The 16,436-nt window shown below is 61.2% G+C and carries 14 protein-coding genes, 1 tRNA gene and 1 pseudogene; 13 read left to right on the plus strand and 3 right to left on the minus strand.

Annotation, left to right across the window (positions count from 1 at the left end):
• Positions 1-40 precede the first annotated feature (40 nt).
• The 6 genes from CSZ94_RS00955 to CSZ94_RS00980 all read left to right on the plus strand — a co-directional run bounded on the left by CSZ94_RS00955 (position 41) and on the right by CSZ94_RS00980 (position 6,060).
• The gene (locus CSZ94_RS00955; RefSeq protein WP_102119764.1) at positions 41-499 is read left to right on the plus strand and encodes a response regulator; all 459 of its coding nucleotides are present in this window, start codon (positions 41-43) and stop codon (positions 497-499) included.
• Between the two features lie 313 nt (positions 500-812).
• Positions 813-1,139, plus strand: coding sequence for a thioredoxin TrxA (trxA, locus tag CSZ94_RS00960; protein WP_102119765.1), 327 nt, complete (start codon positions 813-815; stop codon positions 1,137-1,139).
• A 156-nt stretch (positions 1,140-1,295) separates the two neighbouring features.
• Positions 1,296-2,558 carry a transcription termination factor Rho gene (rho, locus tag CSZ94_RS00965; RefSeq protein ID WP_034746249.1) on the plus strand — a complete coding sequence of 421 codons (1,263 nt, stop codon included), beginning with the start codon at positions 1,296-1,298 and terminating at the stop codon, positions 2,556-2,558.
• Positions 2,559-2,735: 177 nt separating this feature from the next.
• Positions 2,736-3,005, plus strand: a complete 270-nt coding sequence (locus tag CSZ94_RS00970) for a type B 50S ribosomal protein L31 (protein WP_010401544.1) — start codon at positions 2,736-2,738, stop codon at positions 3,003-3,005.
• 151 nt (positions 3,006-3,156) lie between these two features.
• The gene (locus tag CSZ94_RS00975; protein WP_102119766.1) at positions 3,157-4,881 is read left to right on the plus strand and encodes an ArnT family glycosyltransferase; all 1,725 of its coding nucleotides are present in this window, start codon (positions 3,157-3,159) and stop codon (positions 4,879-4,881) included.
• Between the two features lie 198 nt (positions 4,882-5,079).
• Positions 5,080-6,060 (plus strand): choice-of-anchor A family protein, encoded by a 981-nt coding sequence (locus tag CSZ94_RS00980; protein ID WP_258000703.1) that lies wholly within the window; start codon positions 5,080-5,082, stop codon positions 6,058-6,060.
• 76 nt (positions 6,061-6,136) lie between these two features.
• On the opposite strand, the gene CSZ94_RS00985 is transcribed toward CSZ94_RS00980, so the two are convergent.
• The gene (locus CSZ94_RS00985) at positions 6,137-7,816 is read right to left on the minus strand and encodes an AMP-binding protein (RefSeq protein ID WP_102119768.1); all 1,680 of its coding nucleotides are present in this window, start codon (positions 7,814-7,816) and stop codon (positions 6,137-6,139) included.
• A gap of 133 nt (positions 7,817-7,949) precedes the next feature.
• Here CSZ94_RS00985 and CSZ94_RS00990 point away from each other — a divergent pair, with 133 nt between their 5' ends.
• The 4 genes and pseudogenes from CSZ94_RS00990 to tnpC form a co-directional block, all read left to right on the plus strand.
• Entirely contained in the window at positions 7,950-10,313 is a 2,364-nt protein-coding gene (locus tag CSZ94_RS00990; protein ID WP_102119769.1) for a DNA polymerase II, read from the plus strand.
• Positions 10,314-10,577: 264 nt separating this feature from the next.
• On the plus strand, positions 10,578-11,894 hold the full coding sequence (locus tag CSZ94_RS00995) for an enoyl ACP reductase FabMG family protein (protein ID WP_102119770.1): 1,317 nt from the start codon (positions 10,578-10,580) through the stop codon (positions 11,892-11,894).
• Positions 11,895-12,024: 130 nt separating this feature from the next.
• Positions 12,025-12,109: transfer RNA gene (locus CSZ94_RS01000), tRNA-Leu, on the plus strand.
• A gap of 308 nt (positions 12,110-12,417) precedes the next feature.
• A pseudogene (gene tnpC, locus CSZ94_RS01005) lies at positions 12,418-13,134 on the plus strand (IS66 family transposase); the annotation flags it as partial.
• A gap of 264 nt (positions 13,135-13,398) precedes the next feature.
• Here tnpC and CSZ94_RS01010 read toward each other — a convergent pair.
• Together CSZ94_RS01010 and CSZ94_RS01015 are read right to left on the minus strand one after the other, a co-directional pair.
• The gene (locus CSZ94_RS01010; protein WP_308410525.1) at positions 13,399-13,638 is read right to left on the minus strand and encodes an NnrU family protein; all 240 of its coding nucleotides are present in this window, start codon (positions 13,636-13,638) and stop codon (positions 13,399-13,401) included.
• A gap of 69 nt (positions 13,639-13,707) precedes the next feature.
• A complete protein-coding gene (locus tag CSZ94_RS01015) occupies positions 13,708-14,100 on the minus strand; it encodes an Imm10 family immunity protein (protein WP_077408640.1) in 393 nt (130 codons plus the stop codon).
• A 145-nt stretch (positions 14,101-14,245) separates the two neighbouring features.
• Between CSZ94_RS01015 and CSZ94_RS01020 the strand changes: the two genes are divergently transcribed.
• Genes CSZ94_RS01020 through CSZ94_RS01030 form a run of 3 tightly spaced genes read left to right on the plus strand, consistent with a single transcriptional unit; the run spans position 14,246 to position 15,976 of the window.
• Complete coding sequence (locus tag CSZ94_RS01020; RefSeq protein WP_102119772.1) at positions 14,246-14,662, plus strand: GNAT family N-acetyltransferase; 417 nt, start codon at positions 14,246-14,248, stop codon at positions 14,660-14,662.
• A 7-nt stretch (positions 14,663-14,669) separates the two neighbouring features.
• Positions 14,670-15,416, plus strand: a complete 747-nt coding sequence (locus CSZ94_RS01025) for a M56 family metallopeptidase (protein ID WP_102119773.1) — start codon at positions 14,670-14,672, stop codon at positions 15,414-15,416.
• A gap of 59 nt (positions 15,417-15,475) precedes the next feature.
• Positions 15,476-15,976, plus strand: a complete 501-nt coding sequence (locus CSZ94_RS01030) for a hypothetical protein (protein ID WP_102119774.1) — start codon at positions 15,476-15,478, stop codon at positions 15,974-15,976.
• The last annotated feature ends 460 nt before the right edge of the window (positions 15,977-16,436 follow it).

Below are 16,436 nucleotides of genomic sequence, written 5' to 3' on the forward strand. Positions count from 1 at the left end.
CATCGACAGCGATGCAGCATATCAACAGAAAGACAGGACGATGACTACTGTATCAAACCAAGCAAGCCAGGAACACAAGGAAGCAGGCCTGGCGCCGTTGCGCGTGCTGCTGCTGGACGACGACGTCTTCATGCTCGACGTGCTCAGCGACATGCTCGAGCAAATGGGCCCGTTCGACATCCGCTGCGAGTCGCACAGCGAACAGGCGCTGGCGGCCCTGAAGCAGCACCAGCCCGATCTGCTGATCTGCGACCTGTCCATGCCCGACATCGACGGCATCGAATTTCTGCGCATGGCGGCTGACCATGGCTTCCGCGGCGGCGTAGTGTTGCTGTCCGGCCTGCATTCGGCCGTGCGCCTGGCAGCCGAACGCCTGGCCGTGGCCAATGGCCTGCATATATTAGGCACCTTCCGCAAGCCGATGGAAAGCGCGGAATTGCAGCTCATGGTGAACTTGCAGCTGCAGCACACGGCGCGTCTGGCCAGCGTACAAGCCTGACGCGGAGGATGGCCGGGAGGGCGGGCACGGCGCTGCAGGCCAGCAGGCATGCGGCTTTGCCGCCCTGCCGGCACGCGCAGGAGCGATATGCTGGCGATATGCCGCAAGTTTTTCTGCAATAATCGCCACGCTTTGAAAAAATGGGTTATTATTTCAGCCATCCCCGCCTGCATACCTCTGGTCGCACCTTCCAAGAATATTGAATTCGTGCCCATTGCCCCCATCTGCTAGCTGCACTCCAGGAAGCATGGATGGCGAACCAGCGTATGCTTAATCCCAGGCATTATTGACCCCACCCTCATTTGAGGAAAATATGAGCGAAAATATCAAACACATTAGCGATGCATCTTTTGAAGCAGACGTCCTGAAATCCGAGTTGCCAGTGCTGGTCGACTTCTGGGCAGAATGGTGCGGTCCCTGCAAGGCTATCGCCCCGATCCTGGAAGAAGTGGCCAAGGAATACGATGGCCGCATCGTGATCGCCAAGATGGACGTGGACGCCAACCAGGCAGTACCTGCCAAGTTCGGCATCCGCGGCATCCCGACCCTGATCCTGTTCAAGGATGGTGTTGCAGCTGCTCAAAAAGTGGGTGCCATGGCCAAGGGCCAGTTGATCACTTTCGTCGACAGCAACATTTAATGTATGATAGGCAGCGCTGCGCCCGCAGCGCCGCCTGACTGGAACGACCGGGAAGCAGCTTTGCCATCATTCGTGCACAGCCTTCCCCAATAATTAATCAACGCCACGCAGTCCCCTCCCCTACCTTTACATCCCGTCTCGGGACACTCAACACATATGCATTTATCCGAACTAAAGGCCCTACACGTATCCGCCCTGCTTGAGATGGCGATCGGTCTTGACATTGACAACGCAGCCCGCTTGCGCAAACAGGAGCTGATGTTCGCTATCCTGAAAAAACGCGCCAAGTCCGGCGAACAGATTTTTGGCGACGGCGCCCTGGAAGTGCTGCCAGACGGCTTCGGCTTCCTGCGCTCGCCTGACGCCAGCTACATGGCGTCCACCGACGACATTTACATCTCCCCTTCGCAAATCCGCCGCTTCAATCTGCACACCGGCGATTCGATCGAGGGCGAGGTACGGACCCCGAAAGATGGCGAACGCTATTTCGCACTGGTCAAAGTCGACAAGGTCAACGGCGAATCGCCGGAGATGTCGAAACACCGCATCCTGTTTGAAAACCTGACGCCGCTGCACCCGAACGAGCCGCTGCGCCTGGAACGTGAAATGAATGGCCAGGAAAACATCACCGGCCGCATCATCGACCTGATCGCCCCGATCGGCAAAGGCCAGCGCGGCTTGCTGGTGGCATCGCCGAAATCCGGTAAGTCCGTGATCCTGCAGCACATCGCGCATGCGATCACGGCAAATCACCCGGATATCACGCTGATCGTGCTGCTGATTGACGAACGTCCGGAAGAAGTTACCGAAATGCAACGTTCGGTACGCGGCGAAGTCGTCGCCTCGACCTTCGACGAGCCGGCCACACGCCACGTGCAAGTGGCCGAGATGGTGCTGGAAAAAGCCAAGCGCCTGGTCGAAATGAAAAAAGACGTAGTGATCCTGCTCGACTCGATCACCCGCCTGGCGCGCGCCTACAACACCGTCATCCCTGCCTCGGGCAAAGTGCTGACCGGTGGTGTCGACGCGAATGCGCTGCAACGTCCAAAACGCTTCTTCGGCGCCGCGCGCAATATCGAAGAAGGCGGCTCGCTGACCATCATCGCCACGGCGCTGATCGAAACGGGTTCGCGCATGGATGACGTGATCTTTGAAGAATTCAAGGGCACCGGCAACATGGAAGTGCATCTGGAACGCCGTTTGGCAGAGAAACGTGTCTATCCGGCAATTAACCTGAACAAATCGGGTACCCGCCGCGAAGAACTGCTGATCAAGCCGAACGAGCTGCAAAAAATCTGGATTTTGCGCAAGTTGCTGTACTCGATGGACGAGATCGAAGCGATGGAGTTCATTCTGGACAAGATGAAAGCCACGAAGAACAACGCAGAGTTCTTCGATATGATGAGACGCGGCGGATAACCCTGCCCAGTTTCATGCGAAGCCGCTCCCCGAGCGGCTTTTTTATTGCCGTCTGCGTGAAAGCGCTATATAATCGACGGTTGCATTATTTTAAACCCTGGCAAGTGATCGGCAATCGGGTCAAGAAGCTGGACGACCGACGAAGTGCTGTTTGGCTACCAAACTAGAGAGAAGACCATGAAAGTCGATACCCATCCAGAATACCGCGAAGTTGTTTTCCACGACCTGTCGTGCGATTTCAAATTCGTTACCCGCTCGACCATCCAAACCCGCGAAAAAATCACCCACGACGGTAAAGAATACCCACTGGTGAAGATCGAGGTTTCGGCTGAATCGCACCCATTCTTCACGGGCAAGCACAAAATCGTCGATACCGCTGGTCGCGTCGAGAAGTTCCGTCAGAAGTTCGGTACCGTTGGTTCGAAAACCGCAGTCGCAGCAGGCTGATTTTTGCCGCTTTGCGGCAAAAAGGGCAGCTTCGGCTACCAGGAAAAAGGCAGCTACGGCTGCCTTTTTTGTCTTTGGCCGCTTTACTTTATACTCGCGCATACCCGACGCCATTCGTCGCGTCTTGCCACTATTCTGATACCGATTATCGATGAAGCCAGTTCGCCTTCCCGCCGCTGCCACACTCGCGCTGCCACGTTGGGCCTTGTTTGCGCTTGGCCTGCTGTACATCCTGCCTGGCCTGATCGGCCGCGAACCGTGGAAGAACGATGACGCCGCCAGTTTCGGCATCATGTGGACCATGGCGCATGGCGGCTTGAACGACTGGCTGTGGCCCAACGTGGCCGGCCTGTCGCAGCCGGATGAAGGTCCGCTGGCCTTCTGGCTGGGCGCCATTTTCATCAAGCTGTTCGGCTGGATCGACGGCGACGTCTTCGGCGCGCGCATGTCGACCATCGGCATCTTCGTCGTCAGCACCCTGTCCGTCTGGTACACCGCCTTCAACCTGGGCCGCCGCAACGATGCCCAGCCCCTGCGCCTGGCCTTCGGCGGCCAGCCCGAGCCCGACGATTTCGGCCGCACCCTGGCCGATGCCGCCGTGCTCATCTACCTGGGTTGCCTGGGACTGCTGCAGCACAGCCACGACATCACGGCCGAAGCGCTGTACGTGTCCCTGATGGCCTACCTGCTGTACCGCGCCGTGCGCTACATGGAAGGCCCCTCCGTGCGCAATGCGGCCCTGCTGGGCCTGGCGATGGGCGGCCTGACCCTCACGCGCGGCTGGATCACGCCGGCAGCGCTGAGCATCGCCCTGCTGCTATGCACCGTCTTCCTGCGCCTGCCGCTGCTGCGCAGCGTGCGTCACCTGGCGCTGGCCATCCTGATCGGCACCGCGCTGACCCTCGTCTGGCTGCTGCCGGGCGAACTGCTGCAACCGTACGGCCATTCGCCGCTGAAGGCGTGGATGGAGTGGAATTGCCGCCAGTTCAGCGCCCCGAGCCTGAAAAGTCTGCAATATTTCTTGCGTGTCGGCATCTGGTTCTTCTGGCCCGCGTGGCCTTTCGCCGCCTGGGCCGTGTATGCCTGGCGGCGCCAGCACCACGTGCTGCACATCGTCGTGCCACTGACCTTTGTTGCCATGCTGGCCATCCTGGGCCTGTGCCATCCCGACCCCGACCCGAGCCAGCTGTTGCCGCTGCTGCCGCCGCTGGCCGTGATGGCCGCGTTTGGCTTGCTGACCATGAAGCGCGGTGCCATTAACGCCATCGACTGGTTCTCCGTGATGGTGCTGACCGTCTGCGCCCTCGCGTTGTGGCTGTTCTGGTTCGCCATCCTGACCGGCTGGCCACCGAAACTGTCGCATAATGCCCTGAAACTCATGCCTGGCTTCAAACCCGAGCTGGACTTGCTGGCCTTTTTCGTGGCCGCCTGCGCCAGCGCGGGTTGGGTGGTGCTGGTGCACTGGCGCATCTCGCGCCAGCCGGCCGTGCTGTGGCGCGCCGTGGTGCTGTCGTCCGGCGGCCTGATCCTGATCTGGGTGCTGATCATGACCCTGTTCCTGCCGCCGCTGAACTACAGCAAGAGCTACGCCAGCGTGGCGCACCAGATTTCGGTTAACTTGCCGCCTGGCAGCAAATGCATCAACAGCAACGTCGGGGCCGCCCAGCGCGCCTCGTTCGCCTACTTCGGCCATCTGCCGTTTGCCAATGTGGGGCAGCAGCAATGCGATGTATTCTTGTTGCAAGACAGTATCAAGGTTCCCGACAGCAAGGAACGCCTGCCCGAGCACCACGGCGCGGACTGGATCAAGCTGTGGGAAGGGCGCCGCCCCACGGATGACGTCGAACGTTTCCGCCTGTACCAGCGCGTCAGGTAGCACATGCGAAACCGGGCCAGCCCCGGTTTTTTGATGTCCGCCCGGTAATCACCGGCAACAGGAAAAGTGTTGCTTTAAAAGATATTTAATTACCTAAATAGAACTAGAATTGCTTTTTAGATTATAATGACGACTTGCGCGATGGCGGTGTATTGCTTTCCCGCCTGATTCGTCCCCCAATTCACTATGAGAATGTCCATGAAATTATTTAGCACCCGCAGCTTACCGCTCATCAGCGCCGCCCTGTTCGCCTTCTCCTTCAGCGCCTCGGCCCAGGCGACCGTGATTGACCTCGGCGTCGCCAACGGCTACTCGGCTTTCATCTTCGGCAACATCGGCAGCAGCGGCGCCACCGGCTTCACCAGCGTCGGTGGCAGCATTGCCGCTGGCGGCAATATCTACCTGGACAACTACAACGTTGGCACGAACAAAAAGCCAGGCAGCGCCGTCAATTCGGTCGTTGCTGGCGGCAACCTCAACACGGGTTGGGGCACGCTCAGCGGTTCGGCCGTGTACGGCGTCAGCAACGCCAACGCCACCTTGACGGCACCACAATGGTTCCCGACTAACAACATCAGCAAAGGCAACGCCTCCACCCTGGATTTCGCGGGCGCCAAGCAACAATTGACGACCCTGTCCGGCGATGTAGCCAAGCTGCAATCGAACGGTACCGTGATTTCCCAACACGGCAACATGACCCTGGTAGGCAATGTCAACGCCGATGTCAATATTTTCAATATCGATGCGTTGAACCTGCATAACCTGACCCTGGACCTGGGCTCGCTGAAAAGCACGGCCAGCATTATCATCAACGGCACGGCCACCAACATCACCATGAGCGGCGGCTTCGACAATTTCGCCAGCTTCGCCAACCGCACGCTGTTCAACTTCGCCAATGCCACCACCACCACCCTGAACAACGTCGGCATCAACGGCAGCATCCTGGCGCCGAACAGCGCATTCTCGGGTTCGGGCGACATGAATGGCACCCTGATCGCCAATTCGGTCAGCTCGATCAATGGTGGCCATGTCGCAATGAACGGTGCCGGCTTCAACACGGTGAGCGTATCGGCCGTGCCGGAACCAGGCACCTGGGCCATGCTGCTGGCCGGCCTGGGCTTGCTGGCCTTCGTGCGTCGCCGCATGCCAGCGCGCGCACCACAAGCCGCGGTGGCCTGAGCTTTACGCTGAATCAATAAAAAAAACACCGGGTCGCGTGAGCGTCCCGGTGTTTTTTTATGTGCTGGCGAAAAGCTTATTCCGCGCTCAGGCCCAGATCGGTAGCCACCTGCTGGCGCAGCAGGTATTTCTGGATCTTGCCCGTCACCGTCATGGGGAACTCCTCGACAAAGCGCACATAGCGGGGAATCTTGTAATAGGCGATCTGCCCGTCGCAAAAGGCACGGATATCGTCGCTGGTGGCCTGCGTGCCCGGACGCAAGATGATGCAGGCGCACAACTCTTCGCCATACTTGGCATCGGGCACGCCCACGCATTGCACGTCGAGCACGCTCGGGTGGCGGTACAGGAATTCCTCGACTTCGCGCGGATAAATGTTTTCGCCGCCACGGATGACCATGTCTTTCGAACGGCCCACGATGCTGCAAAAGCCGTTGTCATCGATCACGGCCAGGTCGCCCGTGTGCATCCAGCGGGCTGTGTCGATGGCTTCGGCCGTTTTTTCCGGGTCGCCCCAGTAGCCCTGCATCACGGAATAGCCGCGCGTGAGCAATTCGCCCTTTTCGCCGCGCGGCACGATGCGCCCTTCCGCATCGATGATTTTCACTTCCAGGTGCGGGTGGACGCGGCCGATGGACGAGACGCGCATTTCGCGCGGGTCCTCGATCGACGTCTGGAAGCTGACGGGCGACGTTTCCGTCATGCCATACGCGATGGTAATTTCCGCCATGTGCATCAGCTCGATAACGCGCGTCATGACTTCCATCGGGCAGGGCGAGCCGGCCATGATGCCGGTGCGCAAGTTCGACAGATCGTATTGCTTGAAATCAGGATGGTCGAGGATGGCGATGAACATGGTGGGCACGCCGTGCAAGCCCGTACAGCGCTCGGCTTGCACGGTCTCGAGCACGGCTTTCGGGTCGAAGCCTTCGCCCGGAAACACCATGGCCGCGCCATGCGTGACGCACGCCAGGTTACCCAGCACCATGCCAAAGCAGTGGTACAGGGGCACGGGGATGCACAAACGGTCCTGTTGCGTGAGGCGCATGGCCTCGCCGATGAAAAAACCGTTGTTGAGGATATTGTGGTGCGTCAAGGTGGCGCCCTTAGGCGCGCCCGTGGTGCCGGAAGTGAACTGAATGTTGACGGCATCGTCAAACTGCAAGGTAGCGCTCACTTCGGCCAGGTGCGCCAGGTCGGCCTCCGTGATGCCGTCCAGCAAGGCGTCGAAGTTGTGCATGCCTGGCGTGGCGGCCGCCCCCAGGCGGATGACGTGGCGCAATTGCGGCAGGCGCGGCGACTGCAGGGTGCCCGCGCGCGAACGGGCGATTTCCGGCACCACGTCTTGCACGATGGCCAGGTAATCGCTGGACTTGAAGCTGGGCGACAGGATCAGCGCGCTGCATTGCACCTTGTCGAGCACGTATTCGAGCTCCGAGCGCCGGTAGGCGGGGTTGATGTTGACCATGATCAAACCGGCTTTCGCCGTGGCGAACTGCGTCAGCACCCATTCGGCGCAGTTTTGCGACCAGATGCCGACCCGGTCGCCCGGCTGCAAGCCCAGCTTCAGCAAGCCGGCGGCCAGGCGGTGCACGCGCTGCTGGAATTCGGCGTAGGTCCAGCGCAGGTTCTGGTGCGCCACGATCAGGGCATCGTGCTGGCCGTAGCGGGCGGCGATGCCGTCCAGGTAAGCGCCTATCGTTACACCGATCAACGGCGTCTCGTGGGCACCGTGTACATAACTCATTGCTTGCATGCTGTCTCCGGGGTGTGTGGCGCGACGCGCTCTTGATATCGTCTTCGATGCTGAAAATTATAGCCGCAACCGCCCCCGCCCTGCACCGGCTTGCTGTAATGTGCAGGCCAGCACACCAGATACTCACGGCACCATGACAGGCAACGCGCAGCACCCGCTCGAACAGGGCTTTATCCTGACCCGCCACTGGCGCGACACCAGCGCCGGCACGGAAGTCGATTTCTGGCTGGCAACGGACGCCGGCCCCCGCCACGTGCGCCTGCCCGTGCAGACGGCGGTCGCCTTTCTTCCCATGGAGCAGCGCGAGCAGGCGGAACTGCTACTGCGCGGCGAGCGCCACGCCGCGCTGCGGCCCCTGTCGTTGTGCGATTTCCAGCACCGCCCCGTGCTGGGCCTGTACTGCAAGCAATACCGGCACTTGTTGAAGCTGGAAAAGCAGCTGCGCGCGCACGGCATCGATGTGTACGAAGCCGACATCCGCCCGCCCGAGCGCTATCTGATGGAGCGCTTCATCACGGCGCCGGTGACGTTCAGCGGAGAAACCTTGCAGGAAGTGCAGCTGAGGCCGGCGCCCGGCTACCGCCCCAGCTTGAAACTGGTGTCGCTCGATATCGAGACAACGGCGCACGGCGAGCTGTATTCGCTGGCACTGGAAGGCTGCGGCCAGCGCCAGGTGTACATGCTGGGGCCGCCAAACGGCGGCGATGAGGCCCTGGACTTCGACCTGGAATACTGCGACACGCGCGCGCAGATCCTCGAACGCCTGAACACGTGGATGGAGCGCCACGATCCGGATGCCATCATCGGCTGGAACCTGGTGCAGTTCGATTTGCGCGTCCTCAAGAAACATGCCGAGCGCTATCAAATTCCCTTGCGACTGGGACGCGGTGGCGCCGTCATGGAATGGCGCGAGCATGGCGGCAAGCAGGAGCACTATTTTGCCGCTGCGGCGGGACGGCTGATCATCGACGGCATCGAAGCCTTGAAGTCGGCGACGTGGAATTTTTCCTCGTTCAGCCTGGAAACCGTGGCGCAAACGCTGTTGGGCGAAGGCAAGTCCATCGACAATCCCTACCAGCGCATGGCCGAGATCGACCGGCGTTTCCGCGAAGACAAGCCGGCGCTGGCGCGCTACAACCTCAAGGATTGCGAACTGGTCACGCGCATCTTCGCCAAGACCGAGTTGCTGACCTTTTTGCTGGAACGGGCCAGCGTGACGGGCCTGGCAGCCGACCGCAGCGGCGGCTCCGTGGCCGCCTTCGAGCACCTGTACTTGCCGCTGATGCACCGGCAGGGCTACGTGGCGCCCAACCTGGGCGATGTCTCCGGCGAAAACAGCCCGGGCGGCTTCGTCATGGATTCCCAGTCGGGCCTGTACGATTCCGTGCTGGTGCTCGACTACAAAAGCCTGTACCCGTCCATCATCCGCACCTTCCTGATCGACCCGGTAGGCTTGGTGGTGGGCACGCGCGGCGACGAAGCCGATAGCGTGCCCGGCTACCGCGGCGCGCAGTTTTCGCGCGTGAAACACTGCCTGCCCGCTATCGTGCAACAGGTGTGGCAAGGCCGCGAGGCGGCCAAGCGCGAGCGTAACGCACCCCTGTCGCAAGCGTTAAAGATCATCATGAATGCGTTTTACGGTGTGCTCGGTTCCAGCGGCTGCCGCTTTTTCGACCCGCGCCTGGCGTCATCGATCACCCTGCGCGGCCACGACATCATGCACCGCACGCGCGAACTGATCACCGAGCAGGGTTATCAAGTGATCTATGGCGACACGGATTCCACCTTCGTGTGGCTGAAAACGGCGCATAGCGATGAAGAAGCGGGCAAGATCGGCCGCGCCCTGGTGACGCACGTCAACGCCTGGTGGGAGCGGCATCTGCGCGAAGAATTCGGCCTCGACAATGCGCTGGAGCTGGAATTCGAGACGCATTACCGGCGTTTCCTGATGCCCACCATCCGCGGCTCGGAAGAAGGCAGCAAGAAGCGCTATGCGGGTCTGGTGGGCAAGCCCGACGGCAGCGAACAGATGGTCTACAAGGGCCTGGAAACAGTGCGCAGCGACTGGACGCCGCTGGCGCAGCAATTCCAGCAAGCGTTATACCGGCGCATCTTCCAGCGCGCCGCCTACCAGGACTATGTGCGCGACTATGTGGCGCGCACGGTGCGCGGAGAATGCGATGCTTTATTGGTCTACCGCAAGCGCTTGCGCCGCCCCCTCGGCGATTACCAGCGCAACGTGCCGCCCCATGTGCGCGCGGCGCGCACGGCCGATGCCTACAACCTGGCGCAGGGCCGCCCGCTGCAATACCAGAACGGCGGCTGGATCAGCTACGTGATCACGGTGGCGGGGCCGGAACCGCTGGAAACGCAGCGCTCGCCCATCGACTACCACCATTACCTGACGCGCCAGCTGCAACCGGTGGCCGATGCCATCCTGCCCTTCCTGGGCGATGATTTTTCGCGCCTCGTGTCCGGGCAGCAGGATTTGTTTTAGATCAATTTTGCTCACCGGCACGGCCAAGCTGAGGTAATATCGGCGCCTGCCAGGCCAGTCCGCGGGCGCTGTGCGCTGCGGCAGCGTAAAATACGCCATGGCGAAAGAATAAGAGCTCCACCGCAGAAGAAGATGCCATTCCAGACGAGAATCATTCGCAACAGGATTTTTCCAGCTGAAATGGCGCATAATTTACAACCATGTTGAACCAGCGGGCAGTAGCACCAGCCGTCTGCCCTGCTAATTTTTGAATGAATTGACACCATGACCGAGATTACGTCCTTAAGAGACATCCCGCAAAAAAATATCTTCCGCAAGGGCGACACCTTTGTGTTGTTCGGCGAGCTGTTCGGCCGCGGCTATGTGAATGGCTTGCTGGACGAAGCGCGCAAGGCGGGCATGAATATCGTCGGCATGACGGTCGGCCGCCGCGATGAGAACATGGCGCTGCGCCCCTTGAACGCGGAAGAGCTGGCCGAAGCCGAAGCCAACCTGGCCGGGCGCATCATCAATGTGCCGCTGATGGCCGGTTTCGACCTCGACGCGCCGGCCGGCGAGCCGACCCCGACGGCCCTGCTGGCCGACATGACCCTGAAAAGCTGGCAAGAAGACAAGCTGGACTGGGCGCAGATCGAACGCTGCCGCGCAGCCGGCATCGCCCGTTTCAGCGCTTCCGTGGCAAAAGCCATGGCCGAGCTGGACAGCCTGATTCCTGACGCCAGCAATGTGTATTTCGCCCACACCATGGCTGGCGGCATTCCGAAAGTCAAAGTCTTCCTGGCGATTGCCAACCGCATCTACAAGGGCCGCGGCGAGCGCTTCATGTCCTCGCGCGCGCTGCTCGACAGCGATCTGGGTAAATTGATACTGATGAACTTCGACGAAGTCACGGCCAACACCCTGCAGCATCTGATCGATGGCAGCGCCGCCATCCGCGCCCGCATCGAGCAAACGGGCGGCCAGGTGCGCTACAGCGCCTACGGCTACCACGGCACCGAGATCTTGATCGACGGCAAATATCAGTGGCAAACGTATAGCAACTACACGCAAGGCCTGGCCAAGATGCGCCTGGAAAACGTGGCCAAGGCCGCGTGGGAAAAAGGCATCAAGGCCACCGTCTTCAATTGCCCGGAAATCCGCACCAACTCGTCCGACATCTTTGTCGGCGTGGAACTGTCTTTGTTCCCCCTGCTCGACGCCCTGAAAAAAGAAGGCGGCAGCGCCTGGGCCGAAGAGCAATGGAAAATCTGCCAGGGCTTGCTGGAAGACGGCGTCTCGCTGCAAGATTTGCTCGACCGTATCGCCGCCTACAATGGCGACGCCACCAGCGTGCAGTTCCGCAACTTCGCCGCCTGGCCGATGGATAACACGCCGGAGCTGGCCGAGGTCATGATCGGCACCTCGGACGACATCACCAAGCTGCACAAGGACCGCAAGGAACTGATCACCGACCACCTGAGCTCGCTGGTCCTGGAAGGCACGGGCCCGCTGATGTTCCACGCCATGTCGGAGCCGCAAGCCCCCGTCGTCTGGCTCAACCACGACATCATCGCGCGCCAGCTGAACTCGGTGCATAACTGATACTGGCCCAGCCGCGGTGAGAAACGCCGTCCCGCGCTTTCGCTCGGGGCGGCGTTTCTACTTTGGGCGAACAACAGCAAGCGAAAAACTTGCCGAATTGTGACAAATAAGTGATAATGCGTCTCGCGCTGCCCGAGTGATGGAATTGGTAGACGTAGCGGACTCAAAATCCGCCGCCGCAAGGCGTGCCGGTTCAAGTCCGGCCTCGGGCACCAGAATTAAAGTAGAAAAGCACTGACTTCGGTCGGTGCTTTTTTCATTTCCATCCTATTGTTTTTCCAGAATTTTTTACTACATGCATTTCAACGCAAGGGCCCACCGCGCAGCCTTTGCGCTACGCACACGATGCATGGGATTCCCCTTGTCGCCAGTTGGCCACGCAAGGCAGCTTGCATCGTTTAAGTTCTTTCAACTACCAAACGGTCGCACCGGCAGGCGCGGCACCATCACCGCAGATCAACGCTCTTCGCGATAGTAGTCGCCGGCGAAAGTGGTGCGCAGCGCTTGCTGCAGCTGGGCGTAGCGCTCCGGCGTGCACGACGGCGGCCCGCCCATCGTCGTATTTGACTACCAGACCAGCCGCGCCGGCGCCCATGCGCGCGCCTTCCTGCAGGGCTGGCGCGGCCATCTGATGGTCGACGACTATGCCGGCTACAAGGCGCTGTTTGCCGACGGCCGCACCGAACTGGCTTGCCTGGCACATATCCGGCGCAAGTTCTTCGATGTGCATGCCGCCAGCGGCAGCCCGGTCGCCGAAGAGGCACTGCGCCGCATCGCGGTGCTGTACGCGATCGAGCAGCAAGGCGCCGGCCTCGATCCCCCGCAACGGCTGGCGTTGCGCCAGCAATTGGCGATACCGGCGCTGGCCGAACTGCATGCCTGGTTACTGGCGACGCAGCGCGCCGTCGCTGCCGGCAGCGGCACGGCCAAGGCCGTCGACCATGCGCTCAAGCGCTGGCCGGCGCTGGAACGCTATGCCAATTCGGGGACGCTACCGATCGACAACAACCCGGTCGAGAACGCCATCCGCCCGATTGCCATCGGCAAGAAGAACTGGCTATTTACTGGTTCGGAACGGGCCGGCCGCCGCGCCGCCGCGATCCAGAGCCTGTTCGCCACCGCCAACCTCAACGGCCTTGACCCGGCACGCTGGCTGGCCAGCGTATTGGAACGTCTCCCGACGTGCCCCAACAGCCAGATCGACTCGCTGTTGCCATTCCCGGACTCTACCCAACGCTGAACACGCTGTACAGGTGGGGCGGCTGGCCGCTTACGATGCTCAAGCTGACGACATCTGAGCCAACTCAATATTGATTAGTTACGGTTGCATTAATAGCAACCACGCTTCCAACCCGACGCCCTGATTCATGTCGAGGTCGTGTCCGAATGGCTGGCCCCGGCAGCCACTAAAAAGTAAGCGGCTAGCCGCCCCACCTGCGCACCCAGGTCTTGATGTGGTTGCGCGGCACATAGGCCGGCGCCAATAAAATCAGCGAGAACAGCATCAGCAAGCCGCTGGCGTGGCGCAAGCCCATGGGCGGCGCCATACTACCTGCGGCTGCTGGCGCACCAGGCTGTAGCCCCAGATGATCAGGCCCAGCACGGCAAACGCCACCAGCGAATACAGTCCCTTCCAGCGTTTTTCGCCGAGGCGCGCCAGCTGGGCGCTGCGCCAGCCGTCGGCGACGATGCGCACCGAGTGCAAGCCCAGGAACAGCAGCAAACCGAGTATCAGCATCGTCATCGTCTTCTCCCGCAGTCGTTACCAGCTATCGAGCATAAGCCACACCCGGGCCATGACCATCCGCGCAGATCAACGTTCCTCGCGATAGTAGTCGCAGCCTTCAAAAGTGGTGCGCAGCGCCTGCTGCAGCTGGGCATAGCGCTCCGGCGTCAAATTGAAACGCACGTCGATCTGGCCGTCGTCATCCATCTGCATGGCCGCCTCGGCATCCATTTGCACGGACAAGCGGTTCGGATGCAGGATGACGGCGTGCATGTGGCCATACCAGGCAAATTCCTGGCCGCCGTATTCGATGTAGGGCTCGTCCATGCCCATGGCGACGTCCTGCTCGTCATACTCGTCGGCGCGCTGCAGCATCAGGTAGACGGGCTCGCCTTTGCCGGCTGGCGCGGCGAGGGTGGTGATCAGGGCGTCGTCTTCATTGATAACGGACAACTCGGTGGCGGTAAATCCTGCGGACATGGCTGCTTTCAACAATTGTATGGATGACGCCACCATAGCGCAAAAGACGCCCGGACAGAATACCCGCGACAAATAAAGCGTGCTGCCCCAGAACAGCATCGCCGCCTATAATTGCCGCTCCAAACTATTTCTACAGGAGAGCCCCTTGACCGCAGCATCGCCCTACACCACCCGCCTGGCCACTCCCACCGTCGCCACCTACCAGCTGCTGCGCGTGGCCGCCGGCCTGAACGCGAAAAGCACGGCGGCAGCGGCCAAGGGCTTGCCGAATTCCCTGTTTGCCGTGCAAATCCTGCACGGCGACGCCGTGGTGGGCATGGGCAGGCTCATCGGCGATGGCGGCTGCTTCTTCCAGGTGGTCGATATCGCCGTGCTGCCGGCCCACCAGGGCAAGGGATTGGGCAAGCTGATCATGCGCGAAATCCGCCAGTTCATCGACAGCGACGTGCCGGAAAGCGCGTATGTCAGCCTGATCGCCGATGGCCAGGCGCAAGACCTGTACGCGCAGTTCGGTTTTCAGCACACGGCGCCCGCCTCGGTCGGCATGGCGCTGAAGCGCTAGGCGCCCGATGCCTGCCTGGCTGCTGGGTAGCATGGCGCTGGCGCTGCTGCTGTCGGCGGGCGCCTGGCGCGCCGAGCGCCTGTTGCAGCGGCGCGGGCGCACGACGCGCTGGCTGTGGCTGGCGGCCAGCGCCACGTCCGTTATCGTGCCGCTGGTATGGCTGCCAGACGTGCTGGTGGCCATGCCGGCGACACAATCGCAGCTGAAACTGGGCTGGTTTGTCTTATCCAGCGGCATGCTGCTGCTGTTGACGCTGCGCAGCGTCTGGCTGCTGTCGCACCAGCGCCGCTGGCAAAAAGCATCGTTGCTGGGCACGCCCGTCTTCCTCAGCGGCGGCATCGGCCCCTGCGTGGCGGGGCTGCTGCGGCCGCGCATCGTGATGCCCGTCTGGCTGTCGCTGATTCCACCCCGGCAACAGGCGCTGCTGCTGGCGCACGAGCAATGCCGGCTGGCCGCGCGCGACCCGCAATGGCTGGCCCTGGCCTACGCCTTGATCGTGCTCATGCCGTGGAATCTGCCCCTGTGGTGGCAGTTGCACCGGCTACGCTTTGCCATCGAAGTCGATTGCGACGCGCGCATGCTGGCGCAAGGCCACGCGCTGCGCGACTATGCCATCATCCTGCGCCAGCACGGCCAGTATTACTCGGGCTTGACGGGCGCCGCACCTATCGTGCTGGGCGACCCGCGCGCACTGCGCCGGCGCCGCCATCTGATGGCCAGATTTACCGGGAAGCCGGCGGCGAACTTGCTATAGTAGCGCCAGCGCGGCGCGCCCGCGTTACCGGCTCCCCCCTTAGAAATCAGAGAGATACCATGCTTTACCTGCTTGCCATCGTGATCGTCATCGCCCTGCTGTATTACGTCTTCAGTGGCCGCACGCCCGTCAAACCGCTGCACAAGCCGCTCGTCTCGGTGCGCCAGTACGTGCCGGCGATACCTGCGGGCACACCGGCGCAGCATTGGAACGATGCGGGCCGCTTTGCGTCGGAAGTGGAAAACGAAGCGATGTACCAGAGCGCCATCGCCAGGCTGGCCGGCGAGCATGGCCCTGGCAACGCGGAAGAAAAATGCCTGGCCCTGCTCGTCTGCGACGATGCCAATCCATTCCAGGACAAGGCCATCGCCGTCTTCATCGATGGCCAGCTGGTCGGCTACCTGTCGCACAACGACGCCCTGCGCCTGCGCCGCAACCTGGGCCGCCAGGACCTGGCGGGCCAGCTGAGCTCGTGCGACGCCGTCATCCGCGGCGGCGGCCTGTGGAATGGCAAGCGCCTGTCGTATGCCGTGTGGCTGGATTTGCAGCCCTACAATTGAGTGAACTCCTGCCACGGCCAGCGTTGTTGCGTCACACAAAGAAGTACCGGACAGATGGCGCCGGCGCCGTTGCAGACCACTGGAAGGGCAAGGAGTTCCATGCCATTATGGCTGCTAGGGGGCCAGACATTTTGATGCACATCAAACAACTCGCGAGTTCCTCGCTGTGAGCTTGCGGAAATCTACGCTCCCTGTTTTTTTGAGCGACATCAAACCCAGCATAAGAAAATTCCCGGCCAGCAGCGCAAGGCTGAACTTGCCCGTGTTGCCCTTCCAGCCTTGTTGCCATCCTGCCTAGTGTACTGCTTGCGAAATGGTTGCACTATTTAAAGACTGCGCTATCATCTACATATTGAGTTTGAGATGAGGTGAGCAATGCTGACTGCGGCGCCGATTATATTGAGCGAGGAAGACCGTGCCGAACTGGAACGAAGGGTCCGGTCGCAAACCATCGATACAC

Origin of the sequence: Janthinobacterium sp. ROICE36, from assembly GCF_002869965.1 — a bacterium.
Lineage (GTDB): Bacteria > Pseudomonadota > Gammaproteobacteria > Burkholderiales > Burkholderiaceae_D > Janthinobacterium.